Origin of the sequence: Streptomyces sp. NPDC127098, from assembly GCF_042722465.1 — a bacterium.
Lineage (GTDB): Bacteria > Actinomycetota > Actinomycetes > Streptomycetales > Streptomycetaceae > Streptomyces > Streptomyces millisiae.
Map to the genome: position 1 here is coordinate 1 of NZ_JBHXFJ010000001.1, position 25099 is coordinate 25099.

Annotated in this window: 21 protein-coding genes and 2 pseudogenes; 15 read left to right on the top strand and 8 right to left on the bottom strand. The window is 70.1% G+C overall.

The features are described from left to right. Positions 1–16: 16 nt before the first annotated feature. The 3 genes from ACFWI8_RS00005 to ACFWI8_RS00015 form a co-directional block, all read right to left on the bottom strand. Entirely contained in the window at positions 17–2569 is a 2553-nt protein-coding gene (locus ACFWI8_RS00005) for an alpha-L-arabinofuranosidase C-terminal domain-containing protein (protein WP_387083778.1), read from the bottom strand. Between the two features lie 24 nt (positions 2570–2593). Further along, positions 2594–3745: an aldose epimerase family protein gene (locus tag ACFWI8_RS00010; protein ID WP_387083780.1), complete on the bottom strand. Its 1152-nt coding sequence runs from the start codon at positions 3743–3745 to the stop codon at positions 2594–2596. Positions 3746–4006: 261 nt separating this feature from the next. Beyond that, positions 4007–5050 (bottom strand): LacI family DNA-binding transcriptional regulator, encoded by a 1044-nt coding sequence (locus tag ACFWI8_RS00015; RefSeq protein ID WP_387083782.1) that lies wholly within the window; start codon positions 5048–5050, stop codon positions 4007–4009. A gap of 106 nt (positions 5051–5156) precedes the next feature. On the opposite strand from ACFWI8_RS00015, the gene ACFWI8_RS00020 reads away from it, so the two are divergent. Genes ACFWI8_RS00020 through ACFWI8_RS00030 form a run of 3 tightly spaced genes read left to right on the top strand, consistent with a single transcriptional unit; the run spans position 5157 to position 8312 of the window. Then, positions 5157–6431: an ABC transporter substrate-binding protein gene (locus ACFWI8_RS00020; RefSeq protein ID WP_387083784.1), complete on the top strand. Its 1275-nt coding sequence runs from the start codon at positions 5157–5159 to the stop codon at positions 6429–6431. A 28-nt stretch (positions 6432–6459) separates the two neighbouring features. After that, entirely contained in the window at positions 6460–7434 is a 975-nt protein-coding gene (locus ACFWI8_RS00025; RefSeq protein WP_387083786.1) for a carbohydrate ABC transporter permease, read from the top strand. Continuing rightward, positions 7431–8312 carry a carbohydrate ABC transporter permease gene (locus tag ACFWI8_RS00030; protein WP_387083788.1) on the top strand — a complete coding sequence of 294 codons (882 nt, stop codon included), beginning with the start codon at positions 7431–7433 and terminating at the stop codon, positions 8310–8312. The genes ACFWI8_RS00025 and ACFWI8_RS00030 overlap by 4 nt, the downstream gene beginning before the upstream one ends. On the opposite strand, the gene ACFWI8_RS00035 is transcribed toward ACFWI8_RS00030, so the two are convergent. Further along, positions 8302–9264 carry a GlxA family transcriptional regulator gene (locus tag ACFWI8_RS00035; protein ID WP_387083790.1) on the bottom strand — a complete coding sequence of 321 codons (963 nt, stop codon included), beginning with the start codon at positions 9262–9264 and terminating at the stop codon, positions 8302–8304. The genes ACFWI8_RS00030 and ACFWI8_RS00035 overlap by 11 nt on opposite strands. 143 nt (positions 9265–9407) lie before the next feature. Between ACFWI8_RS00035 and ACFWI8_RS00040 the strand changes: the two genes are divergently transcribed. The 3 genes from ACFWI8_RS00040 (at position 9408) to ACFWI8_RS00050 (ending at position 11232) form a co-directional block, all read left to right on the top strand. Then, complete coding sequence (locus tag ACFWI8_RS00040) at positions 9408–9830, top strand: DUF6010 family protein (RefSeq protein WP_387083792.1); 423 nt, start codon at positions 9408–9410, stop codon at positions 9828–9830. 196 nt (positions 9831–10026) lie between these two features. Then, on the top strand, positions 10027–10404 hold the full coding sequence (locus ACFWI8_RS00045; protein WP_387083794.1) for a DUF2255 family protein: 378 nt from the start codon (positions 10027–10029) through the stop codon (positions 10402–10404). A 135-nt stretch (positions 10405–10539) separates the two neighbouring features. Beyond that, a complete protein-coding gene (locus ACFWI8_RS00050; protein WP_387083796.1) occupies positions 10540–11232 on the top strand; it encodes a TVP38/TMEM64 family protein in 693 nt (230 codons plus the stop codon). 185 nt (positions 11233–11417) lie between these two features. Here the strand turns inward: ACFWI8_RS00050 and ACFWI8_RS00055 are convergent, their stop codons facing one another. Continuing rightward, positions 11418–11918 carry a transposase gene (locus tag ACFWI8_RS00055; RefSeq protein WP_387083798.1) on the bottom strand — a complete coding sequence of 167 codons (501 nt, stop codon included), beginning with the start codon at positions 11916–11918 and terminating at the stop codon, positions 11418–11420. Positions 11919–12020: 102 nt separating this feature from the next. Then, positions 12021–12677, bottom strand: coding sequence for a MarR family winged helix-turn-helix transcriptional regulator (locus ACFWI8_RS00060; RefSeq protein ID WP_387083800.1), 657 nt, complete (start codon positions 12675–12677; stop codon positions 12021–12023). 203 nt (positions 12678–12880) lie between these two features. Between ACFWI8_RS00060 and ACFWI8_RS00065 the strand changes: the two genes are divergently transcribed. The 9 genes and pseudogenes from ACFWI8_RS00065 to ACFWI8_RS00105 all read left to right on the top strand — a co-directional run. Then, positions 12881–13852, top strand: a complete 972-nt coding sequence (locus ACFWI8_RS00065; protein WP_387083802.1) for an aldo/keto reductase — start codon at positions 12881–12883, stop codon at positions 13850–13852. Between the two features lie 42 nt (positions 13853–13894). After that, positions 13895–15073, top strand: a complete 1179-nt coding sequence (locus tag ACFWI8_RS00070) for a Gfo/Idh/MocA family protein (RefSeq protein WP_387083804.1) — start codon at positions 13895–13897, stop codon at positions 15071–15073. Positions 15074–15384: 311 nt separating this feature from the next. Then, positions 15385–16500: an NAD(P)-dependent alcohol dehydrogenase gene (locus ACFWI8_RS00075; protein ID WP_387083806.1), complete on the top strand. Its 1116-nt coding sequence runs from the start codon at positions 15385–15387 to the stop codon at positions 16498–16500. A gap of 46 nt (positions 16501–16546) precedes the next feature. Next, a complete protein-coding gene (locus tag ACFWI8_RS00080) occupies positions 16547–17629 on the top strand; it encodes an MBL fold metallo-hydrolase (protein WP_387083808.1) in 1083 nt (360 codons plus the stop codon). A gap of 52 nt (positions 17630–17681) precedes the next feature. Further along, positions 17682–18587, top strand: a complete 906-nt coding sequence (locus tag ACFWI8_RS00085) for an NADP-dependent oxidoreductase (protein WP_387083810.1) — start codon at positions 17682–17684, stop codon at positions 18585–18587. Between the two features lie 51 nt (positions 18588–18638). Next, a complete protein-coding gene (locus ACFWI8_RS00090; RefSeq protein WP_387083812.1) occupies positions 18639–19361 on the top strand; it encodes an alpha/beta fold hydrolase in 723 nt (240 codons plus the stop codon). A 170-nt stretch (positions 19362–19531) separates the two neighbouring features. Beyond that, positions 19532–20674: a Gfo/Idh/MocA family protein gene (locus tag ACFWI8_RS00095; RefSeq protein ID WP_387083814.1), complete on the top strand. Its 1143-nt coding sequence runs from the start codon at positions 19532–19534 to the stop codon at positions 20672–20674. Between the two features lie 508 nt (positions 20675–21182). Then, positions 21183–22126 (top strand): annotated as a pseudogene (locus tag ACFWI8_RS00100) (ISL3 family transposase); the annotation flags it as partial. A gap of 57 nt (positions 22127–22183) precedes the next feature. Beyond that, a pseudogene (locus ACFWI8_RS00105) lies at positions 22184–22900 on the top strand (TIGR03619 family F420-dependent LLM class oxidoreductase); the annotation flags it as partial. Positions 22901–22941: 41 nt separating this feature from the next. Here the strand turns inward: ACFWI8_RS00105 and ACFWI8_RS00110 are convergent. Both ACFWI8_RS00110 and ACFWI8_RS00115 read right to left on the bottom strand, forming a co-directional pair. Then, complete coding sequence (locus tag ACFWI8_RS00110) at positions 22942–23532, bottom strand: antibiotic biosynthesis monooxygenase (protein WP_387083816.1); 591 nt, start codon at positions 23530–23532, stop codon at positions 22942–22944. Positions 23533–23559: 27 nt separating this feature from the next. Beyond that, complete coding sequence (locus ACFWI8_RS00115; RefSeq protein WP_387083818.1) at positions 23560–24999, bottom strand: aldehyde dehydrogenase family protein; 1440 nt, start codon at positions 24997–24999, stop codon at positions 23560–23562. Positions 25000–25099: the final 100 nt, after the last annotated feature.

The window sequence follows — 25099 nt, forward strand, 5'->3', positions numbered from 1 at the left end:
GCGTGCCGACCCGCGGTCAGCGGGTCGGCACGCGCAGGAAGGTGACGGAGTGCGGCGGGAAGGTGTAGGTGAACCGGTTGTCGACGCCGCGGAAGGTGGACTCCCGGGGCGCGATGGGGCGTTCGTTCTCGCCGTTGACCGCCTCCGGGTCGCCGGTGAGCGTGGTGACGTGGGCGGTGCGGCCGACGTTGGCGCGGCGGCCGAGGTCGATGGCGGTGACGGCCTCCTCGGCCTGGGCGTTGACGACCTTGATGATCAGCTCGCCGGTCTCGGCGTCGCGGGTGACGACCTGGCGGAAGGGTTCGGGGGTCGGCTCGGTGAAGCTGCCCCACTCCTCGCCGTCCAGGAAGAGGGTGACCTCGCGGCCCCGCACCTGGACGCGGATGTGGTAGGCGCGGCCGGTCTCGATGGTGGTGCCGTCGGAGACGAGCTCCGACTTGGCGCCGCCGACGGCCTGTTCGACGGCGGAGCGGGTGTTGCCCCAGCCGCCGAGGTTCCACCAGTAGTAGTCGCCCGTGCCCTGGACGCCGAAGCCGATCAGGAAGCCCTCGCTGCCCGAGCGCTTGGTCGCGGTCACCTCCAGGTCGTAGTTCACCCAGTCCCGGTCGCCGGCGACCAGCATGTTGTCGGTCGAGGTGGTGTCGGCCTGGACGAGGGCGCCGTCCGTCAGTGACCAGGTCCCGGCGCCGGTGCTCGGCGACCACTGGTCGAGGCCGCCGGAGAAGTCGTCGGTCAGCAGCGTCTCGCCGTCCGCCGAGGTGACGGTGACGTCGTCGTAGGCGGCGCTGGTGGCCCAGGTGGCCAGGCCGACGGCGCCGTCGACGTCGCCGCCGAGGCCGGGGGTCGTGGTGGCGCGGCTCGGCACCACCCGGTCGCCGGTGTTGGTCGCGAAGAGCCGCTGCACCTCGTAGCTCGCGGAGCCCCAACTGGCGTCGTTGTCGAACCAGATGAGGTCGGGGCGCCACTGGGTGCCCTGGGTGTGGGCGAGCAGCGGGGCGTAGGAGGCGAGGCGGACGACGTCGGCGTTGCGCTCGAGTCCGGTCATGTAGGCGGCCTCGGCCAGGGCGTTGGCGAAGCGGTTGTCGCGGGAGGCGTACTCGCCGAGGAAGACGTCGGGTCCCGCGCGGTCGTAGGAGTCGTAGCGCTCGTTGTTGCTGAGGAACCAGTTGGGCGCCATGTAGTAGTGCTCGTCGACCATCGCGACGTCGGCCTCGCGGTTGAGGTCCCAGAGCCGGTCGAAGGTGGTGCCGCCGGCGGACGGGCCCGAGTTGCCGATCACGGTGATCTCGGGGTACTCGGCCTCGATGGCGGCGCGGAAGGCGAGGAAGTTCTCGAAGTACTCCTCGGGCAGGTTCTCCTCGTTGCCGACCGCGAGGTGGGTGAGGCCGAACGGTTCGGGGTGGCCCATCTCGGCGCGGACCGAGCCCCACGGGGAGTCGGCCGGGCCGTTGGCGAACTCGACGAGGTCCAGGGTGTCCTGGATGTGCCGGGCCAGCAGCTCCGGGTCGTCGGTGGCGCGGTTCTCGCCGCAGCCGGTGACCAGGGCGGGCACGACGGGCAGCGGCATGGCGCCGACGTCTTCCGCGAACTGGAAGTACTCGAAGTAGCCGAGGCCGTAACTCTGGTTGTAGCCCCAGAAGTTGTGGTTGACGGCGCGCTCCTCGACCGGGCCGACGGTCTCCTTCCACTGGTAGGAGCGTTCGCGCGGCCAGTCCGGCGCCTCGTACGCCTCGTGGCTGCCGGTGTTGACCAGGCAGCCGCCGGGGAAGCGCAGGAAGCCGGGTTCCAGGGCGGCGATCCGCTCGGCGAGGTCGCGGCGCAGGCCGTTCTCCCGGTCGCGGAAGGTGTCCTGGGGGAAGAGGGAGACCATGTCGAGGCGCACGGTGCCGCCGCCGGCGGCCGTCACGGTCAGCCCGCCGTCGGGGGCGGACGCGGTGGCGGTGAGGGTGCCGGTGTACTGCGTCCAGGTGTCGCCCCGGACGGCGTGGGTGAGTTCGGCGGCGAGCGGGGTGCCGGCCGCGGTGTCGAGGGTGACGGTGAGCTCGGTGCCCTGGGGCTGGTCGGTGCGGGCCCAGACCGAGAAGTCGTAGGAGTCGCCCTCGGTGATCTCCATGCCGGTGAAGAAGCCGGCGTTGCGGACGCCGTATCCCGCGCCGGGCTCGGTGCCGCCCGCGAGGTCGAGCCTGAGGTACTGGCGGTTGGTCTCGTTGAGGCGGGCCGCGTCGTCGACGACGGTGGCGCTGCCGGTGGCGTCGCCGCGGGCGACCTCGGACCAGGCGGTCAGCGGGGTGTAGGAGGCGTGGTCCCGGGGGCCGAACTCGAAGGAGCGGTTGCGGACCAGTTCGGCGTAGAGGCCGCCGTCGGCGGCGAAGTTGATGTCCTCCAGGAAGACGCCGTACATGGTGTCGGAGATCTCGGGGCCGGCGCGTCGGGGGTCGACCGTGATCGTGTAGTCGGGGGCCGGGGCGGCCGAGGCCCCGGCGCCCGCGCCGGGTAACGCCCCGGCCGCCAGGGTCGCCGCGGCGGCCAGGACCAGGGCCGTGGCCGGGAGCGGGCGTGGTCCGCGCATCGTCTGGTCTCCTCCTCGGCGGGCTCAGCGGGTGGTGAAGGCGTGCACGGTGGTGGAGCGGTACGTCTGCCCCGGGCGCAGCACGGTGCTGGGGAAGTGCGGCTGGTTCGGGGAGTCGGGGTAGTGCTGGGTCTCCAGGCAGAGGCCGTCGCTCTGCCGGTAGGCGTTGCCGGTGGTGCCGACGAGCGCGCCGTCGAGGAAGTTGCCGCTGTAGAACTGGACGCCGGGTTCGGTCGTGGCCAGGGTCAGGGTGCGGCCCGAGGCGGGGTGGTGGAGGGTGGCGGCGTGGCCGGGGCGCCTGGTGACGCCCTTGTCGAGCACGAGGTTGTGGTCGAAGCCCTTGCCGTGGCCGAGTTGGGGGTGGCCGCGGCGGATGTCCTGGCCGACGGGCTTGCCGCGCCGGAAGTCGAAGGGGGTGCCGGAGACGGGCGCGAGTTCGCCGGTGGGGATGAGGGTCGCGTCGACGGGGGTGTAGCGGGCGGCGGCGATCTCCAGGCGGTGGTCGAGGATGCTGCCGGTGCCCTCGCCGGCGAGGTTGAAGTAGGTGTGGTTGGTGAGGTTGACGACGGTGGGGGCGTCGGTGGTGGCGGCGTAGTCGATGCGGAAGTCGCCGTCGTCGGTGAGGGTGTAGGTGACGGTGACGTCGAGGGTGCCCGGGTAGCCCATCTCGCCGTCGGGGCTGACGCGGTGCAGGCTGAGGGCGGCGGGCCCGGCGGGGGTGATCTCCCAGACCCGCTTGTCGAAGCCGGCGTCCCCGCCGTGCAGGCTGTTGGGCCCGTCGTTGAGCGGGAGTTGGTGGGTGGTGCCGTCGAGGGTGAAGCGGCCGCCTGCGATGCGGTTGCCGTAGCGGCCGATCAGCGCGCCGAAGTAGGTGGTGGCGGTGAGGTAGGGCTCCAGGGTGGCGAAGCCGAGCGAGACGTTGGCGGTCCTGCCGTGCCGGTCGGGGGTCTCCAGACGCTGGACGATGCCGCCGTAGCTGAGCACGGCGAGGCGGGTGCCGCCGCGGGCGAGGGTCCAGCGGTCGACGCGGGTGCCGTCGGGCAGGTGGCCGAACGTTTCGCGCCGCGGCTGGGCGTCGCCGCGGCCTTCGGCGGCGGCCGGGGTGAGGAGGCCGGTGGTGGCGGCGAGGCCGGCGACGGCGGCGGAGGCGAGCACGGTTCGTCTGTCGGGGGTCATGGGCGAGCGGCTCCTTGACTGGGCGAGACGGTCATCCGATATCTCGAACATGGTTCGGAATTCGGGCCAGAACCTAGAGACGCCCTGACTGTTCGTCAAGCGATCCGGCGCCCCGACTGCGGCTCCGATCGATTCGGAACTTTTTGTCGAAAGCATTGACGCCCCTCGGGCCGTCTCCTACCTTCGGCGCACTGACCGGACACCGTCTGGCAGGCCGAACGGACGGGGTGGAGGGGGCGAACGATGCGGCTCGGGAATGGCCTAGAGCCCAGGGGGCGCGGTGCTGCCCCGCAGGACCAGCTCGGTGGCCAGCTCGACCCTGGTCTGCGCCGGCTCCCGGCCCGCGGCCAGGTCGAGCACCATGGTCGCGGCGGTGGCCGCCATGGTGGCCAGCGGCTGCCGCACCGTGGTGAGCGGCGGGTTGGCCCACTGGCTCGGGTAGAGATCGTCGAAGCCGACCACGCTGAGGTCCTCCGGCACCCGGAGCCCGGCCTCGGCCGCCGCCCGGTAGAGGCCGAGCGCCTGCCCGTCGTTGCCGGCGAAGACGGCGGTCGGCGGCTCGGGCAGCCGCAGCAGCTCACGCCCGTGACGCAGCCCGGCTTCGTGCCTGAAGTCGCCGATCCTGACCAGCTCGGGGTCGACCGGCACGCCCGCCATGTCCATCGCCGCGCGGAAGCCGTCGAGCCGGGCTCGGCCGCACAGCACGTCCTCGGGCCCGGTGATGACGGCCACCCGCCGGTGGCCGAGGTCGAGCAGGTGGCGGGTGGCCGTCAGGCCGCCGCTCCAGTTGCCCGCGCCGACCGAGGGCCAGGAGTGGTCGGGCTCCCCCGTCGGGTCGAGCAGGACGAACGGGATGCCGCGCACCCGCAGTTGGTCGACCTGGGCGCCGGTGGCGCCGGAGAACACCGCGATCACCCCGGTCGGGCGGCGCACCAGGACCTCGTCCACCCACTCGCGCCCCGCCGCCGGCCGCCCGCGCAGCTCGGAGACGACCACGGCCAGGCCGTGCTCGGCCGCCACCCGCCGCACGCCCTGGAAGATCTCGATCGCGTAGCCGCCCTCCACCGCGTGGAAGAGCAGGTCGATCAGCGGCGCCGGGCTCGCGGACTTCTTCTGCCGCCGGTAGCCGTGCTCCTGGATGACGCTCTCGATCCGCGAGCGGGTCCGCGGGGCCACGTCCGACCGCCCGTTGACCACCTTGGAGACCGTCGCCACCGAGACGCCGACGCGCTTGGCGATCTGCGCGATGGTCAGCGGCTGGCTCGCCGCGCTGTCGACGGGCGTGCTCCTGGCGGTCGAGCTCATGACGGCAAGTCTAACGGCACCGCCTTCGAACATTTCGAGGGTGGGACCGAACGCAGCGGACCCGGCGGCCCGCGCCCGGCCGCCCCCTCACGAAGGAACGAGAGCATTGCCCAGAAGCTCTGACGCCAGGCGCCTGGCGCTCGCGCTGGTCCTCGGCCTGCTGGTCACGGTCGGCTGTTCCAACCGCTCGGATCCCGGCAGCGGAGACGGCAGTTCCATCGAGTTCTGGTCGTTCTCCGGGATCAACCAGGCGGCCGCGGTCGCCGAGTACGAGCGGGCGCACCCGGAGATCGACGTGCGGCTCACCGAGGTGGGCAGCTCCGTGGAGACGGCGCAGGCACTCGTCACCGCGCTGTCCGCCGGCAAGGTCCCGGACCTGGTGCTGATCCAGGGCGACGACCTGCCGCGGTTCGTGGAGGAGCCGGACAACTTCCACGACCTGCGCGACTTCGGCGCCGACCGGATCAGGGGCGACTACCTGGACTGGGTGATCACCCAGTCGACCGCCGCCGACGGGAGCGTGGTCGGGGTGCCGACGGACGTCGGGGGCCTGGCCGTCGCCTACCGGACCGACCTCTTCGCCGCCGCAGGACTGCCCACCGACCGCGAGGAGGTCGGGGCGCTGTGGCCGACCTGGGAGGACTTCATCGATGTCGGGCGCCGCTACACGGCGGCCACCGGCGCGGCGTTCGTCGACAACGCCGCCACCAGCGTCTTCTACCAGGCCGTCAACCAGGGTTCGGTGAAGTACTACGACGAGGCGGGCGAGCCGGTTTACCGGGAGAGCGCGCCGGTGCGCGAGGCGTTCGACCTGGCCCTGGAGGCCGTCGAGGCCGGCATCACGGCGGGCCAGAGCTCGTTCTCCGAGGGCTGGGGCGCCGGGATGCAGCACGGCGACTACGCCGCGCTCGCCGCGCCCTCCTGGATGCTCAACTCGATCCGCACCAACGCGCCGGACACCGCCGGCGCCTGGGACCTGGCCACCATCCCCGGCGGCGCCGGCAACTGGGGCGGCAGCTACCTGGCGATCCCGGCGAACGCCGAGAACCCCGAGGCCGCCTGGGAGTACATCCGGGAGACCCAGTCGCCGGCCGGCCAGCTCGACCACTTCACCGACTCGGGAGCGCTGCCCACCACGCCCTCGGTCTACGGCGACGAGCGCCTGGCGTCGTACACCGACCCGTTCTTCTCCGACGCCCCGGTCGGCCGCGTCTACACCGACTCGCTGCTCGGGCTGCGGCCGTTCCCCATCGGCCGGGACAGCTCCACCATCGGCCAGGAGTTCCTGAACGCCATCACCGACGTCGAGCAGGGCGGCGGCGATCCGGAACGGGCCTGGGACCGGGCGCTGGAGAACATCCGGATCGCCATCGGGCGCTGAAGGACCACCTTTCAGGAAGCGAAGAGCCGTGACCACACTCCTCAGCCCGACGCCCGCCCCGCTCCCCTCCCCGGACCCGGCGCCCGCCGCCAAGGCGCCGACCAGGGTCCGTCAGGGGATCGGCGAGCGGATCGCCCCCTACGCCTACATCGCCCCGTTCTTCGTGATCTTCGCGGTGTTTGGCCTCTTCCCGCTGCTGTTCACCTTCTACGTGGCGCTGTTCGACTGGAACCCGATCGGCGACCAGGTCTTCATCGGGACCGACAACTTCAGCCGTCTCCTCGACGACCCGCGCTTCTGGAACGCCGCGCGCAACACGCTCAGCATCTGGCTGCTGTCCACCGTGCCGCAGCTGGTGCTGGCGCTCGTACTCGCGCACCTGTTGCACCACGCCAGGCTCCGCTGGGCGGTCTTCTTCCGCATGACGATGCTGGTGCCGTACATCACCTCGGTCGCCGCCACCACCATCGTCTTCGCCCAGATGTTCGACCGCGACTACGGGCTGCTGAACTGGCTGCTCGGCCTCGTCGGCCTCGGCCCGGTCGACTTCGTCCAGTCCGGCTGGGGCAGCCACCTGATGATCGCCGCCATGGTCACCTGGCGCTGGTTCGGCTACACCACCCTGCTCTACCTCGCCTCGCTCCAGGCGATACCCCGCGAGACCTACGAGGCGGCGGCCGTCGACGGCGCCGGCGGCTGGCAGCGGTTCCGGCACGTCACCGTGCCCTCGCTGCGCCCGATCATCGTCTTCACCGTCGTCACCTCGACCATCGGCGGCCTGCAGATCTTCACCGAGCCGCTGCTGGTCTCCCGCTCCGCGCCGCTGACCTGCGGACCGACCCGCGAGTGCCAGACGCTCACCCTCTTCCTCTACGAACAGGGCTTCGGCATGTTCCAGTTCGGCTACGCGGCCGCGATCGGCGTGGCCCTGTTCGTGATGGTCGTCGGCATCGCCCTCGTCAACTACCTCCTCACCACCCGCGTCCGCCCGGAGAAGCGATGACCACGCCACGCCACACCCCGCCGCCCCCTCCCCCGCCCACCGGCCGCCGGCGCCGCCCCGTCGACCGGGTCCGCTGGTGGACCTACGCGCTGCTCACGCTGGCCGCCGTCGTCTGCCTCTTCCCGCTGTACTGGATGTTCGTGGTCGCCACCACCGACTCGGCCACCGCCACCCGGATGCCGCCCGAGGTCGTGCCCGGGGACAACTTCCTCCACCTCGCCGAACTCGTCCTCACCACCGTGCCGTTCCTGAAGTCGGTCGCCAACAGCGTGATCGTGGCCGGCACCATCGGCGTCGGGCACGCCGTGCTGTGCGCCCTGGCCGGCTTCGCCTTCGCCAAACTGGCGTTCCGCGGCCGCGACGTGCTGTTCCTGGTCGTGGTGCTCACCATGACCGTGCCGACACAGCTCGCGATCATCCCGCAGTACCTGATCATCTCCGAGCTCGGCTGGGTGGACACCCTCCAGGCCCTCATCGTGCCGGGACTCGCCAGCGCCTTCGGCATCTTCTGGATGCGCCAGCACCTGGCCACCACCCTCAGCGACGAGCTGATGCAGGCGGCCAGGATCGACGGCGCGAACAGCTGGCAGATCTTCTGGCGGATCGCCTTCCCCATCGTCCGCCCCGCCGCCTTCGTGCTCGGGCTCTTCGGCTACGTCACCGCCTGGAACGACTTCCTGTGGCCCTTCGTCGTCCTCAAGTCCCCCGACACCTACACGGTGCAGATCGCCATCAAGGCCCTGCAGAACAACTTCAGCATCGACCTGGGCCTGGCCATGTCGGGCTCGTTCCTCGCCACCCTGCCGCTGATCGTGCTGTTCGTCCTCGTCGGCCGGCGCATGGTCTCCGGGATCCTCGACGGCGCCTTCAAGGGCTGACCACGCCCGCCCGGCCGCCGAAGGCCCGACGGTAGGCGTGCGGGCTGACGCCCGTGGTGCGCTTGAACCGGTCGCGGAAGGCGGTGGCCGAACCGAAGCCGACGCGCGCGCCGACGCGCTCCACGGAGTCCTCCGTGGTCTCCAGCAGGTGCTGGGCGCGGCGGACCCGGGCGTGGTGCAGCCAGCGCAGCGGCGTGCTGCCGGTCTGTTCGCGGAACCGGCGGATCAGGGTGCGCGTCGACACGCCGGCGTGGGCGGCGATGTCGTCCAGCGTGAGCTGCCTGGCCAGGTTCTCCCGCAGCCACTCGAGCAGCGGCTCCAGCGCCGAGCCGGCCGGCGCCGGGGCGTGGTCGTGCGCGATGAACTGCGCCTGCCCGCCCTCGCGTTCCAACGGCATCACGGAGAGCCGCGCGGCCTCGGCGGCCACCGCGGAGCCGTGGTCGCGGCGGATCAGGTGCAGGCACAGGTCGAGCCCTGCCGCGGCCCCCGCCGAGGTCAGGATCCGCCCGTTGTCGGTGTAGAGCACGTTCGGGTCGACCTCGACCTCGGGGAAGGCGGCGGCCAACGACTCGGCGGCGAGCCAGTGGGTGGTCGCCCGCAACCCGTCCAGCAGCCCGCTCGCCGCCAGCGGGAACGTGCCGGTGCAGATCGAGGCGACGCGGGTGCCGGCGGTCGCGGCCTCCCGCAGCGCGGCACGGACGGCCGGGGTCAGCGCCTCGGTGGGCCGCGCGGTGCCGGGCACGATGATCGTGTCCGCCTCCCCCAGCCGGTCGAGACCCCAGGGCGCCCGCAACGTGAAGGCGCCCGCGTCCACCTCCGGCGTCTCGGCGCACACCCGGACCCGGTAGCCGGGGCCACCGTCGGGCAACCTGGTGCGGGTGAAGACCTCGATCGGGGTGGCGAGGTCGAACGGAATGACCTGGTCGAGGGCGAGGACGGCGACCGTGTGCACGCCCCCGAACGTACCGCCAGCCCCGACGCGGCCCGCTGGCGGTATCCCGTTGGAACCGGTCGGGAACGCCACTGGGACGGGCGCACCCCGCTGACTAGCGTCGACGGGGCGCGACCCCGCGCCAGCAAGGAAGAAGACCCCGCATGCAGTTCGTTACGACCGTCCTGGCGCCCGTGGCCATCGGACTCGTCTACGTGACGCTGATGTCCCTCGTCCCCGACCGACACCGGCTGCGCCTCAACGCGGTCATGGTCGCCGGCGCGGGCGCCGCCTACCTCAGCGGCGGCGGCCTCGGCGGCTGGGAGTTCCTCTTCACCGTGGTGGCCACCTACGTCGCCTACCGCGGCCTCGACTCCTGGACCTTCGTCGGCACCGCCTGGCTGCTGCACACCGCCTGGGACATCGTGCACCACGTCAAGGGCAACCCGATCGTCCCCCTCGCCCACGACTCGTCGCTCGGCTGCGCGATCTGCGACCCGGTCATCGCCCTGTGGTGCCTCGCCGGCGGCCCCTCGCCGCGCACCATGCTCCGCCGCCGGGAACGGCACGTGCCCGCCGAGGCCTGACGGCCGCCGCGCCCCGGCCGCCCTCGGGTGGTCGGGGCGCGTGGGGCGGGTGATACTGCCGAGTGTGGCGCGCGGCCCCGGCCCCGAAGGAGACGAGCCGACGCGGGACGCCTGCCGGCGGCTCCGTCGCGCACCACGTCGCCGCCCGAGATGGCGCGCGGTCACCGGGCCCGACCGCCCCGAAGGAGACGAGCCGATGCCGACCTGGACCGACGACGAACTCAGCCGCATCGAACACGCCGACGAACTCCACATCGCCCCGCTGCGCGGCGACGGCACCCCGCGCCCCGCCATCCCGATCTGGGTGGTCAGGGACGGCGACAACCTCTACGTCCGCTCCTACCGGGGGCCACAGGGCGCCTGGTTCCGCACGGTGCAGGGCAGCCACGAGGGCCACATCAGCGCCGGCGGCGTCGACCGTGACGTCACCCTCGTCGACGAGTCCGATCCGGCGCTCAACGAGCGGATCGACGCCGCCTACCGCGCCAAGTACCGCCGCTACAGCGCCGCCTACGTCGACCCCATGGTCTCGGCCCCGGCCCGCGACAGCACCCTCAGGCTGGTCCCACGGTAGGCGCGCTCGTCGCGCCGCGCCGGCGGGAACCGCCGACTCACCGGCCTACGCCGCCCTCACGGTCGGCCGCATCCGCGCGGGACGTGTTTGACTTGGGCACCGGCCGGGTCCCACCTCCCGCGCCGCCGCGACCCCATGCCTGAGACGATCCCCTCCCCCGCCGCCCTCCCCTCCCGCGTCCTGTTCTCGCCCTGGGGACGCGTCGCGCTGCTCGTCCTGCTGGTGGCCGGCGCCGGCGGCGTCGTGCTGGCCATCGGCCGGGACCGGCTGCTCGACGGGGCCGACGGTTGGTGGGCGGGCCCCCTCTTCGCCGCCGGCTACGCGCTCGGCACCCTGGCCCTGGTGCCCAAGCCGGCGCTCAGCGCGGCCGCCGGCGCGCTCTTCGGCGTGCCCTACGGGCTGACGGTCGCCGCCGTCGGCACCACGCTCGGGGCGCTGCTCGGCTTCGCCGCCGGCCGGCTGCTCGGCCGGGACGCGGCCCGCTCGCTGCTCGACCGGTCGGCGGCGCTGAGCCGGCTCGAGGAGCGGCTGTCGGACCGGGCCTTCCGGGGCGTGCTGGTGCTGCGGCTGCTGCCGGTCGTGCCGTTCGCCGCGGTCAACCTGGGCGCGGCGATCTGCCGGATGCGGTGGTCGCCGTTCGCCGCGGCCACCCTGCTGGGCACCGTGCCGGGCAACGCGGTGGCCGTGCTGGCCGGCGCCTCGGCCGGAGACCCGTCCTCCCCGGCCGCGCTCTGGCTGCCGGCGGCGGCCGTGCTGGCCCTGCTGGCCGCCACCGCCCTCGCCCGCCGGGCACGAACCCGCCTCCCAGCGAGGGATTCGACACACTGAAGGCGCTGTTGGCGTCCCATCGCCGCGCGGCCGTCCACAGCCGCGACCGCTCCGAGTGTGTCGCTCTCCGCGCCCACCTGGTCTCCCCCAGGTACTGGCTGAAGGCGTTCTCCGGCACCCTCCTCACCGCTGCGAAGCGACCATATGGAAGGTCTGCGAGGACTTCGGCGCCCAGGGCGGCTGCTTCAGCCGTGCCCGACGTCGTTGGTGCAGGCGTCGGCGCTCGTCCCGGCGGGCGGCTTCGGCCGCATCGCCAGGTTCTGCGGCACCTTGATCCTTTTGCGCCTTGCCGGGGCCCCCCTTTCCTCCGTCAGTGCTTTCTCCAGCTCTGCCAGCGTCTTGGCGTCCACCCTCATGCCGGCCGCGTCGTGATGCGCTCTCGCTGTGGTGGAGTCGACGCCAACCAGGGAAAGGTCCACCTGGTCCCGCCGTGCGGCCTCAGCGATCACCGCCTCCATCAGGGCCTGGAAGACGCCCGCGTCGCGCCACTGGCGGAACCGGTCGTGGACCGTGGACCAGTTCCCGAACTCCTCCTGGACCTCCCGCCACTGGGCCCCGGAGCGAAACCTCCGGATCACGCCCTCGAAGTGATCCCGCAGCCGGTGCGGATACGGGCCGTAGGCGCCTATCGGGAGCAGCGGCGCCACCAACGCCCATTCGTCATCGCTCAGTTCACGCCTCGCCACACGAGTGTTCTACCAACCGGATGATCACGAGCCCCACAGGCCATAGAACGCCGAGGACCGCGCCGCGGACGTGCTGGCGGACCGCGTGGCGCTGCTCCTCCATCAGTCCGCGGTACGCCTCGGTCCGCTGCGGATCGTCGGTGCTTCTGGCGGAGGGGAAGCCGCAGAGCCCGTGTCGGGTTGCTCGCGCTTGATGGCCGCGTCCACCGCGGCACCGATGCGGCGCAGTGCCGCCAGCTCTTCGGGCCCGAGATCATCGATCAGGTACTCGCGGACTGCGGCGACGTGCCCCGGCGCCGCTGCCACGACCACCTCGTAACCGGCCTCGGTCAGCGTCGCAACGGTGCGCCTTCCGGAACCAGGGATCCGGTTCCGTGCGAGCAGTTCGCGCTTCTCAAGCCGACCGACGACATGGGACAGCCTCGACAGTGATGCCGCCGTTCGCGCGGCCAGGGCGCTCATCTGCATGGTGCGAGCCGGCTGCTCGGACAGGACCGAGAGCACCATGTACTCGAAGAAGGTCAGCTGAGCCTCGCGCTGCATTCGCGCATCCAGCGCAGCCGGCAGGCTGATCATGATCGCGGAGTTGGCCAGCCACGCCGCCAGCTCGTCGGCGTTCAGCCATCGCGTCTCAGCAACCGGACCAGTGGACTTCCTCAAGCCGGAGCCTTCTTCGGTAAGCGCCGGCGCCTCGGATGTCGACCCGTTCCGTGGACGCCGGCGGCGCCGGCCGTTCGTGTCATCTGCCGTGCTCGCCATGAGGACATCCTAGACACACTTATTGACGCGTCAAGTTCGAAGGAGTAGAACTTGACGCGTCAAGTTCCCTTCGCTGCCGACCGAGCGCGCAACCGACAGCGGCGCCATGTGCCATCGACGCCGCTACGCACCCTTCTGCGGCGCTGAGGCCTGCCCATCACGGAAACGCAGGGCCGGCGGGCAGATTCAGGAAAGGACAACAGATGCAGTCCACGTCTCTCGGCAGGCTCGATGTCTCGCGCATCGGCCTGGGTGTCATGGGGATGTCGGCGTACTACACCGGCGCCGGTCGGGACGAAGCCGAGTCGATCCGCACCATTCATCGCGCCGTCGACCTCGGTGTCACCCATCTGGACACCGCCGAGGTGTACGGGCCCTACGTCAACGAGGAACTGGTGGGCCGCGCGATCAAGGGCCGCCGGGACGAAGTTGTTCTCGCCACCAAGTTCGGCCTCGTCTCCCACACCGGTCGGCCGGGCCCGGACAGCACCCCCGCCAGCATTCACACGGCTGTCGACGGCTCACTGCGACGGCTCGGAACCGACCACATCGACCTCTACTACCAGCACCGGGTCGACCCCGGCACTCCCATCGAGGAGACGGTGGGGGCGCTGAGCGAGCTGGTGGACGCGGGCAAGATCCTCCACATCGGACTGTCGGAGGCGGCAGCGGCGACCATCCGCCGGGCCCATGCGGTCCATCCGGTGGCCGCTGTCCAGAGCGAGTACTCGCTGTGGACACGGGACCCGGAGGCCGAGGTGCTGCCCACGCTGCGTGAGCTCGGCATCGGACTGGTTCCGTACTCACCGCTGGGACACGGCTTTCTCGCCGGTGGCATCCGCACCCTGGACGGCCTGGACGCCGCCGACTGGCGTCGTTCCAATCCCCGGTTCACCGGCGACAACCTCACCCGCAACCTGCGCATCGTCGACCAGGTACGCGAGGTCGCCGACGAGGCCGGGGCCACCCCCGCGCAGGTCGCTCTGGCCTGGCTGCTCGCACAGGGGGACGGCATCGCGCCCATTCCGGGGACGAAACGTATCGACCGCCTCAAGGAGAACAGCGCCGCCGACGGCATCCGACTCACCCCCGGCCAGATCACCCGCCTGAACAACCTGACACCGGCATCCGGCGAACGCCATGCCGAGCCCGACATGGCCGCCATCGACCAGTGAGAGAAGCGCGAATTCACCGATTCGCCCCAGGGCATCCGCCGAGTGAGCACTTCGAGCGCAGACATCAAGCAGCGAACCGGGCGAATCAAACCACATCTTGCTGCAGCGAAAGAAATGGAACACCACATCATGTCAGGCAATCTCATTCGTGTCGGCATCATCGGCGCGGACACAAAAGCGAGCTGGGCGGGGGCATCGCACATACCCGCGCTGGCGGCACAGCCCGACTTCCATCTGGCCGGTGTGGCGACGCGGCACGAGGAGAGCGCGCGCGGCGCTGCCGCGTCGTTCGGCGCCGAGCGTTGGTTCGCGGACCCCTACGCGCTCATCGGTGACCCTTCGATCGACCTCGTCACCGTCGCGGTGAAGGTCCCGGCTCACCGCGAGCTCGTCCTGGCGGCCCTCGCGGCGAACAAGGCCGTGTATGCGGAGTCGCCGCTGGGCGCGACCGTTGCGCAGACGGAAGAGATGGCTGACGCGGCCGGCTCACTGCACACCGCGATCGGCCTGCAGGGCCGGCTCAACCCCTCGGTACGCCGCGCGGCGGAGATCATCGCTCAGGGCCGGCTCGGGCGGCTGCTCTCGGCGCGAGTCGCCGCGACGACCTTCGGCAACGGCCCGGAGTCGGTGAGCGCGTACGAGTACTTCGACAAGGCAGCAGCCGGAGCCGGCTTCCTCCCCATCGCCGCGGGCCACGTCCTGGACGTCATCGAAGCCGTTCTCGGCGCCATCACCGAAATCGACGCCCGCACCGAACTCCTCTGGCCACAGGTGAAGTTGGTGGACACCGGCGCGATATCCGTCCGGGAGGTCCCGGACCACCTCGACGCCATCGCCAAGACCTCCTCGGGGGCGCCGGTCGGGGTGCAGATCCTGGCGGGCGTGCCCGCCCCCGACGCCCACTTCAGCCTGGAAGTACGCGGATCGGAGGGCTGGCTGAAGCTGACCGGCGACCACCCCGCAGGCGTTCAGGTCGGCGACCTCACCCTCTCCTCGAGCGTCGACTTCACCGCGCCCGACAGTCCCGTCGCCACCGGCACGGGACCCACCGCCGCCGACATCTGGACGGGCGCTTCCATCAACGTCGGCGAGGTCTACGCCAGCCTGGCCCGCGACATCACGAACGGCACCCACCACACCCCGGGATTCCAGCACGCCGCCCACAACAGCCGACTCATCGCCCGAGTCGAACAAGCCGCCCGGACCGGCGTCCGGCACTGACGCCACCACACCCCGCGGCACCCCGCACCACTGCCGGAGAAGCACGGACAGCCGACGGAGGAGACGCCCCACCCCATCAGGCCCTGGTGTCCGCGATCAAGGTCGCGGACACCAGTAGCCCGATCGCTCCAGCCTTCGAGGGTCCGGGCCCGTGACGGATACGGCGACCGATCCGCGAGTACGGGCAGCCGACATAGGTTCGGACCCGCTGAAGAAATCCTGAGGCCCACAACCCCGATCAGGGAGTCGTTGATGATTTCAGCCCCTTGCCACCATGGCGCTCGCGGCGCTTCGCGGCAGGCTCACGGCGTATGACCACCTCCGCGCGCGCCGCCGTCCTCGAAGCACAGGACGGGCCCTTCGAATTTCGCGACATCGAGATCGAGGACCCGCGGCCCGACGAGGTACTCGTTCGCATGGTCGCGACCGGAATATGCGCGACCGACGCTCACGTGCGGGCGCAGCGAATGGCGACGCCGCTGCCGGTGGTGCTGGGGCACGAGGGAGGAGGAATCGTCGAACGCGTGGGGGCCGCTGTCACCACCGTCGAGCCCGGTGACCGCGTCGTCCTGTCCTACCACTCGTGCGGCCACTGCAAGCCGTGCATGTCCTCGCACGCGGCCTACTGTGACAACGTCTGGGCGGCCAACTTCGCAGGTGCCCGCCTGGACGGCTCGAACGGTCTCCACGTCGCCCACGGTGCTGAGCCGCACGGTCACTTCTTCGGCCAGTCCTCGTTCGCCACCCACGCCCTGACGCACCAACGGAACACGATCAAGGTCCCCCGCGATCTGCCCCTCGACGTCATGGCTCCGCTGGGGTGCGGGCTGCAGACGGGCGCGGGGGCCGTACTCAAGGCCCTCGCCGTGCCGGCGGGAGGGTCCTTCGCGGTCTTCGGCGTGGGAGCGGTGGGCCTGGCGGCGGTCATGGCGGCACATGTCGCGGGTGCCACCACCATCGTCGCCGTCGACGTCGACGCCGGCCGCCTCGAGTTGGCCCGCGATCTCGGAGCGACGCACCTCGTCGACCCCGGCCGGGTCGAGGATCTGACCGGCGCGCTCCGGACCGTCGACGAACGCGGTCTGGAGTACGTCCTCGACACGAGCGGCCGCGCGGAGAACCTCGACGCCGGGGTCGGCGCCCTGGCACCGATGGGCCGATTCGGCTTCGTGGCGTTCCACGAAGGAGCGGGCGCCGTGCTCGACGCCGGCCGGCTCACGCTCGGCCAGTCGCTTCAGGGGATCATCCAGGGCGACGCCGTCTCGTCGCTCCTGATCAACGACCTTGCCCAGCTCTATCGAGCGGGCCGGTTCCCCATCGACCGACTGCTGTCCTTCTACGACTTCGCCGATATCAACACCGCGTTCGAGGATGCGGGCTCGGGCCGCGTCACCAAGGCGGTCCTTCGATTCACGTCACCGGGATAGACCACCCGTTCGACAGATTCTCAAGAACACAGAGAGGCTCCCGTCGATGTGCCAGAGCAGTCAGATACCCATCAGCGTCGAAGAAACCCCGAGCTTCTACGGGATCGACCACTATGGATTCCCCCGCGCAGGGGCGGACGACCCGTTGGACCCCGAGGGCTATTACCCCCCGTATTTCCAGAGCGAGCACTTCCAGAAGTACGGCTACCACGTGGAAGAACTGCGCGGCGGCTTCTACTGGGTCACCAGTGCCGGCTACGACGCCGCATTCGTGGTGACCGAGGAGGGCGTGGTCGCGATCGACGCACCCCCGACGCTGGGCGAGAACATGCTGGCGGCGATCGAGGACGTCACCGACCGACCGGTGACCCACGTCATCTACAGCCACTGGCACGCCGATCACATCGGCGCGGCCTCCGTGTTCGGTCCCGACGTCGAGATCGTCGCTCACCGCATCACCAAGGAACTCCTGGAGCGCTTCCCCGACCCGAAGCGTCCCCTGCCGACGAGGACGTTCGACGACGAACTCGTCCTCGAGGTGGGCGGCGTGAGCCTGCAGCTCTCCTACAGAGGAGAGAACCACTGTCCCGGCAACATCTTCATCTACGCACCGCGGCAGAAGGTGCTCACCGCCGTGGACATCGTCAGTCCGGGAAGCGTCACGTTCATGCACTGCGACGCCTCGCAGAACATCTCCGGCTGGTACGAGGCTCAGTCTCAGATCCTCGAATACGGCTTCGACTACTTCGTCGGCGGGCACCACATGCATTACGGCACCTACGAGCAGGTGAAGCTGTGCGTGGAGTACTTCGCCGACGTGCTCGAGGGGGCGACTGCGGCGGTCGAGCGGTTCAGCCGCTCGGATGCGCTCGCCGACATCGTGACCGGCACCGGCTGGGACAGGATCTTCGTCGGCACCGAGAACTGGATCAGCTCCATGGCGAACTACACCACCCGCCACGTCCTGGAGAAGGAAACGAGCGACGGCCGGCTCTGGTGGGAACGGCTGGCAGGAGCCACCACCCAGACCAAGTACCACGCGTACACCGTGCTGGAATCGATCCGCCTCGAACGGCCACGACCCGACTACCGCCTGCGGGGCGAGAATCCTCCGGTCTTCCTGACCTGACACCGTTCTGAACGGTGCGAGCAAATGCCCCTTGTATACGAGAAGGATCATCATGAAAGCCGCCGTCATCACCTCGTTCGGCGGACCCTCCGTGTTGCGGGTTGCGGAGGCTCCGCGACCGGTGCCGGGTCCGGGTCAGGTACTGGTGCGGGTTCACGCCGCCGGGGTGAACCCGGCGGAGATCCTGGCACGCGCCGGAGCGTTCCGCCTGCGTGCTCCCGCCATCATCGGATTCGAGTTCGCCGGCGTCGTCGAGGCGGTCGGCCCGGGCGTCGACGAGGGCGTGGTCGGCGACCGCGTCGCCGGGTGGCCGGACTCCGCCACCCAGGGCTCCTACGCCGAGTACACGGTCAGCAGCAATTTCGCGACGATCCCCGACGGCGTTTCCTTCGAGGAGGCCGCGGCTACTGTCATCGGCGCCGACAACGCGGCGAGGGCTCTCGGGCTTCTGAACATTCGCCCGGGTGAAACGCTCGTGGTCACCGGCGCGAGCGGTGCTCTGGGCGGCGCCGCCGTGCAGTTCGCGCGACAGCGAGGTGTGACGGTGATCGGCGTCGCCGGGACTGCCAACGCCGACTTCGTCAGGAGTCTCGGAGCGACCCCTGTCGCCCACGGCCCGGGCCTGGTCGATCGCATCCGTGCCGCCGCTCCGGGCGGGGTCGACGCCGCGCTCGACACCGCCGGCAAGGGGCTCCTTCCCGCCCTCGTCGATCTTCTCGGCGGCCCCGACCGGATCGTGACGCTCGCCGACCGCGATGCCGCACAACACGGCGTCGCGTTCAGCCCCGGGGGCAGCGGGAACCGCGACCGCGGCCCTGTCCAGGAAGCCCTGAATCTGATCGCCGCCGGCGCATGGACGGCACGCATCGGCCGGAGCTTCCCACTCGACGAGGCCGCGGACGCTCATCGCCTCGTCGCCACGGGCCACACCCACGGCAAAGTCATCCTCCTTCCCTGACTCGGCCGACCGGCCATTCAACCACGACAACAATCAATGGGAGAATCCAAAATGCCTGCAGTCCTCGTCCATGGTGTACCTGATACCCACCGGCTTTGGGACACCGTCCGTTCCTATCTTCAACGCGAAGATATTGTGACGATCGACCTCCCCGGGTTTGGCGTACCCCTGCCAGCGGGATTCACGTCGACGAAAGAAGAGTATCTCGATTGGCTTGTTAAGAAGATCGAAGAAATCGGCGAACCCGTCGACCTGGTCGGTCATGATTGGGGGTCTCTGCTCACGGGCCGTCTCGCGTCTATCCGACCAGATCTGGTGCGGACATGGACAGGCATCAGCGGACCAATCGATCCGGAGTATCCGTGGCACCATCTTGCCAAGATCTGGCAAACGCCAGGCGAGGGCGAGCAATGGATGGCGGACCTCGACCTCGAGGCGTTCGCGGCAAGCCTCAACGAGGCGCAGATGCCGCGCGACGCGGCAAACGAATCGGTCCGGCATCTCGATGCCACTATGAGAGCAAGCATTCTCGCCCTTTACCGTTCAGCGATCGAGGTCGGGGCGGAGTGGAAGCCAGGTTTGAGCAACGTGACCGCACCAGCGCTGGTGATCTGGGGCCTGGACGATCCGTTTCTTCCTCACCGCTTCGCCGACGAGCTCGGTAATGCCACACGCGCACGTGCCGTCTTCAAGCTGCGCAGCTCGCACTGGCCGATGATAGAGCGTCCGGCCGATGTCGCGCGCGAACTCGAGGCCCACTGGGCTCACGTGTAAAACCTGCGCTTGGGTCACTCGGGCTCAAACCCCGCGCGGCCGCTACGCGAACGGCAATAATTGCTCGCTCGCCATGGTGAGCCCGAGTGCCCACGCATTTGTCCGGAAACGAATCATCGTGACGCAGCCCGGAGAGCGTTGCCGGGGCTGCACACGGCAGGAGCATCCTGATGACGAATTCAGCAAATACCCGGATCGGCGTCGGCCTTATCGGGGCTAGTGCCGATCGGGGTTGGGGCGGAATTGCTCACGTCCCGGCGCTGCAGGCGCTCGACGCGTTCCAGATCCGCGCCGTCAGTACGACTCGTATGGAGAGCGCGAACGCGACCGCTCGTCGGCTGGGCGCCGATCTCGCCTTCGACACACATGAGGCTCTGGTCGTGCGACCGGAGGTCGACCTGGTGGTGGTTGCGGTCAAGGTGCCGGAGCACAAGCAGATTGTTTCCGACGCGCTGGCCGCGGGCAAGATGGTTTATTGCGAATGGCCGCTCGCAAGAAACCTATCGGAGGCCGAAGCGCTGGAGGGGTTTGCCCGCGAGCGGCGGCTGCGGACGGTTGTCGGGTTGCAGGGCGGCCTGCACCCGCCGATCCTCTTCCTTCGCGACCTCATCGCGCAAGGCGTGATTGGCAAGCCGCTCAGCACGAGCATCCGAGCGCATTTGGCCGACGACATGTGGGTCGGCCGATATGACCCGCCAGTCGAGTACATGGCTCACGCAAAGCATGGCGCCACGCTTCTGAGCATCATGCTCGGCCACGGGCTCGAACCGCTTGCGCGCGTGCTCGGCACGTTCGAGAGTCTGTCCGCCGTCGTCGCCAACCAGCGCGGTGACGGCGTCCGCCTCTCCGATGGCGCGTCGCTGCCGAAGGACGCGCCGGATGAGATCGTCGTCGCCGGCGTCCTCGAAGGCGGGATCGTCACTTCGCTGCACTACAGTGCCGGGCAGTCTGCCGGCTCGGCGATGGTATGGGAGATCCAGGGCACCGAGGGCAGTGTGCGTGTGGAGTCGGCGTCGGGCTACATCCATTTCACCGATTTCACCATCACGCTGCGCCGCGGCAGCGAGCCTGTCCAAGTGCTACAGGTCCCCCCCGCTTATGCGGCTCCTGACCTGCAACTCGACGCACCCGCAGCGGGGGTCGCCCGCCTCTACACCCAGTTCGCCGCCGACCTCCGCGACGGAACCGCCGATGCGCCGGATTTCGCGGTCGCACTCGATCGCCACCGGGTACTCGATGCGATCACACGGGCCGCTGAAACAGGTCATCGGCAGCATCTGTCCCGCCCCGACCGAATGAACTCCAATGATTGAACCCGGGAGAGGCACCGCCGCAGGACCTGAGGAGATGGCGATCCGCGAGCTAACCCTGACTTGATCACACAGAGCTGACTCGCACCGTGTCGAAGAACTCTGCCGACCAGCGGGACCTCGCCCTCCATCCCTCTTCTTCAATGCGGCGCCGACCGCGTCGCTCGCCCACCGCTTCCCCCGCGCCGTGCAGCGCTCATCCGCATCGCCGAATCGTGCCCATGTGTGCCCCACGACGCGGGCTGCTCAGGTGGCATTCGACACCAGCTGGCCGCGAAGGCACAGCTGGCCCTCATAGCGGCAATGCGGCTCTTCGCAGATGAGGGTGTGGTCACGGGGCGCCCGATCGGCGCCGGGTAGAGGTCGAGGCCCTCCAAGATGGAAGTTCTCACACTGCCCATCGCCGGAAGACCTCGACGTTGCCCCACCTTACGTTCAGCGCGCCCGATTTGACCATGTTCTGCGATCTCGATGACCTCGGCCTGGTCGTCGTCGGACAGCACCGCAGCCCGTGGTCGATCACCTCACGGTCTCGCGCGCCGCGGCGGGTCTCGGCGTCGGCTGGCACACGGCGAACACCGCGATCCTCACCGAGGGCAAGCGGCTCCTGATTGACGACCCGGCCCGGTTCGACGGGGTCCGGGTGATGGGTGTCGACGAGCACGTCTGGTGTCCCACAAGGTTCGGGGACAAGTACGTCACCGTGATCATCGACCTCACTCCGATCCGCGACACAACGGGCCCGTCGCGCCTGTTGGACATGGTCGAGGGGCGCTCCAAGAGCGTGTTCAGGACCTGGCTTGCCGCCCGTCCCCAGCACTGGCGGGACGGGGTCGAGGTCGTCGCGCTGGACGGGTTCACCGGGTTCAAGACCGCCGCCACCGAAGAACTGCCGAAGGCAACGGCAGTGATGGATCCGTTCCACGTCGTCCGTCTCGCCGACGACGCCCTCGACGTCTGCCGACATCGCGTCCAGACAGACATCTTCGGCCGCCGGGGCCGCAAGGACGACCCGCCCTACAAGGCGCGCCGCACCTCCACACTGGCGCGGGACTGCTCACAGACCGCCAGCACGCGCGTCCCGAGGCGCTGTTCGCCATCTCCGAGCACGTCGAGGTCGAGGCGACCTGGGGCATCTACCGGCGCATGATCGCCGCTTGCCGCGAGCCCTACCGCTCCCTGGGGAAGAAGGCCATGCAAGCGGTGATCGACGCCCTCGCCAGCGGCGTCCCGGCCGCGCTCGTCGAGTTGCGCAAGCTCGGCCGCACTCTGAAGCAACGCGCCGCGGACGTCCTCGCGTTCTTCGACCTGCCCGGCACGTCCAACGGCCCGACCGAGGCGATCAACGGCCGCCTCGAACACCTCCGCGGCACCGCCCTCGGCTTCCGGAACCTGACTCACTACATCACCCGGTCGCTCCTCGAAGCCGGCGGATTCAGACCGCGACTACACCCTGATCGCGAAGAGCCCTACATGGACACGGACACGATTCCGTGGCAACTGCGCACCATGCTCGACCCGTTCCTGGCGCTGAGCGTTGCCGCGAGCGTCACCGAACGGGTGCCGCTGGGCACATCCACCCTCGTCGCACCCTGGTACTCCCCCTTGCTGCTCGCCCGGTCGCTGACCGGTGTCGACGTGGTGAGCGGGGGACGTCTCATCACCGGCCTCGGAACCGGCTGGTCGCCCGAGGAGTACCAGGGAGTGGGCGTTCCCTGGCAGGAGCGGGGCGCGCGGCTGGACGAGTGTCTGGACGTGCTGGAAGCCGTGTGGACCACCGAGCCCGTCGCGCGACACGAGGGCAGGCACTACACCTTCCCTGCCGCCCACATCGGGCCCAAGCCGCTCCAGCGCCCCCGGCCCCCGATCTACCTGTCCGGCTTCGCCCCGGCCTCCCGACGCCGGGCGGCCCGCCGCGCGGACGGCGTACTTCCCGTCGCGGTGCCCGTCCGGGGTTCCGCATTCGACCCCGCCGCCGTGATCAACCAGCCGCTGCGGGAAGTCCGCCGCCTCGCCGAGGCCGAGGGCCGCGACCCGGCCGGCATCGACGCCATCCTGAGGATCAACCCCACCACCGAGTCGACCGTGCCGGAGATCGCGTACATCATCCTCCGTACGGGAGACGAGACGGACGTCGACCACGTCGTCGTCGACTTCGTCCACCTGGCCGACCAAGGCGTGGACCAGGCCCTGGAACTGCTGCGTCAGACGATGGAACTGTCCCGCTGAAAGCCGAGCCGCAAGACGGCGCGGTCCGCCCCGGGGCCGCGTCATCGCGTCGGTCCCTCGCGCGCGGTTGAGGTGGCGGCATAGAGCCAACGGCGAAGGACGAGGGTCACAGCCGGCATCATCAGATACGTCATCAACGTACTGAACAGCAGCGCGAGCATCAGCACCCGCGCCACAAGCGGCCAAGCACGGAGCGCCGGCCCCAGAAGACCGTTGCCGATCAGAGAGATCGGGAGTACGGCCGCGAAGGCCGCGAGCGCCATCTTCCACCGAGGCGGCGCCGTCGTGGGCGTGTCGTGCGCAGTGGTGAACAGGGTCTCCATTCCGGAGAGTTCACGACGCGCCACCTCGCTCTGATGATGGCCCTCGCAGTGGTCGAACAGTGCGGCCCGCTCAGGTGACGTCGTCCAGTGTCGCGCGGACTCCTGGTCGCGGAACCGGTGGATCAGAACCCACGGCCCGGCGGCCGTGGCAGGCTGGAACAACCCGTCCCCCAGGTGTCCGGGAAACGCTGAGGCGGTGTCGGTCACCCGCCCGAACCACTCCCGGAAGTCCTGCTCGTAGCCGGGTTCCACAGCGCGCGCGGTCAGCAGGGTGACGTCGGCCGGGCCGACGTCGTCCGTCTCGGTCATCGATTCTCATTCCGCCGTCGAGAGCTGTCAGAGCTGCGGTGCCACATGCACGAGGTGCTTGGTCTCCTGGAATTCCTCGATCCCGCGGATGCCGTTCAGACGTCCCACTCCCGACTGCTTGAAGCCGCCCTCCTCGAACTGGTCGTGGACCATGGCCCAGGTGTTGGTCCAGACGGTCCCGGCCCGCAGTTCGCGGCCGACGCGCAGGGGGCGGTCGACATCACGGGTCCAGACGCTCGCGGCCAGGCCGAACTCGGTGGCGTTGGCACGCGCCACGGCGTCGGCCTCGGAGTCGAACACCTCGAAGGTGGCGACCGGCCCGAACACTTCGCGCTGCACGATCGGCGAGGACACGTCGGCGACCTCGATCAGGGACGGGCCGAGGAGCGCCCGATCCCGCTTGCCCCGCACGAGGACGGTGGCGTAGTCGGCCGCGGCGGCCACGGTCTGTTCGACCCGTTGGGCGTTTCCTTCGTCGATCATGGCGCCCATCTCGCTGGCGGGGTCGTCGCCGGGCCCGACCCGGACCGTTTCGAGGGCGGCGACGAGCCGCCGCCGGAGTTCGTCGGCCACGCTGCGCTGGACCAGTATCCGGCTGCCCGTCATGCAGAACTGGCCCGCGAACATGGTGACGGCCTTGGTGAGCACGGGCACGACGGCGTCCAGGTCGGCGTCGTCGAAGACGAGCATCGGCGTCTTCCCGCCCAGCTCCATGGACAGCGTTTTCAGCGTCGGGGCGGCCTGTTCCATGATCACGCGGCCGACCGCGGTGGAGCCGGTGTAGCTGATCACGTCGACGTCCGGGGAGGAGACCAGCTCCGGAGCCCCGGTATTGCCGCTCTCGGTGAAGACGTTGAACACGCCCGGGTCCAGGCTCGGCGTGTCGGCGACGATCTCGCTCAGCACTCCGTTGACGAGGCCGGTCTGCGCCGGCATCTTCATGACCACGGTGCAGCCGGCGGCCAGGGCGGGTGCGAAGGATCGCGCCGAGAGGATGACCGGTGAGTTCCACGGCACGATCACCGCGGCGACGCCCGCGGCTTCGCGCAGGGTCATCGAGTACATGCCGGGCCGCACTTCCCCGGCCCTGCCGTGGTCGGTGAGGGTAAGCGCCGCGTGGTAGCGGAGTTTGGGGATGGTGCCTTCGACTTCGAGGGCCGCCTCGGCGAGTACTTTCCCGTTCTCCCGCGCCAGGAGGGTGATCAGTTCGTCCTTGCGCTGCTCGAGCCGGTCGGCCAGTTCGTGCAGCGCTGCCGCACGCCGGTGGCGGTCGCGGGACCAGGCGGTGGAGTCGAAGGCCCTTCGGGCCGCGGCCACGGCAGACTTCGCCTCCCGCACACCGCCGTCGGCGAAGGTGCCGAGCAGGCCGTTGGTCGCGGGGCTGCGTGACTCGCCGCGGGAGCCGGAGTCCTGCCACTGCCCGTCGATGTAGTGGCGCGCGTGGGGCAGGGTTTCGGATGTGGGCATGAGGTGACCTCTCGTCATGCGTCGAACGGCGTTTCGCCACGGGTCCGCGGGACAACGTCAGCGACGCTACAAATCAGGGCCGGTGGGCGAATCGGGCGGG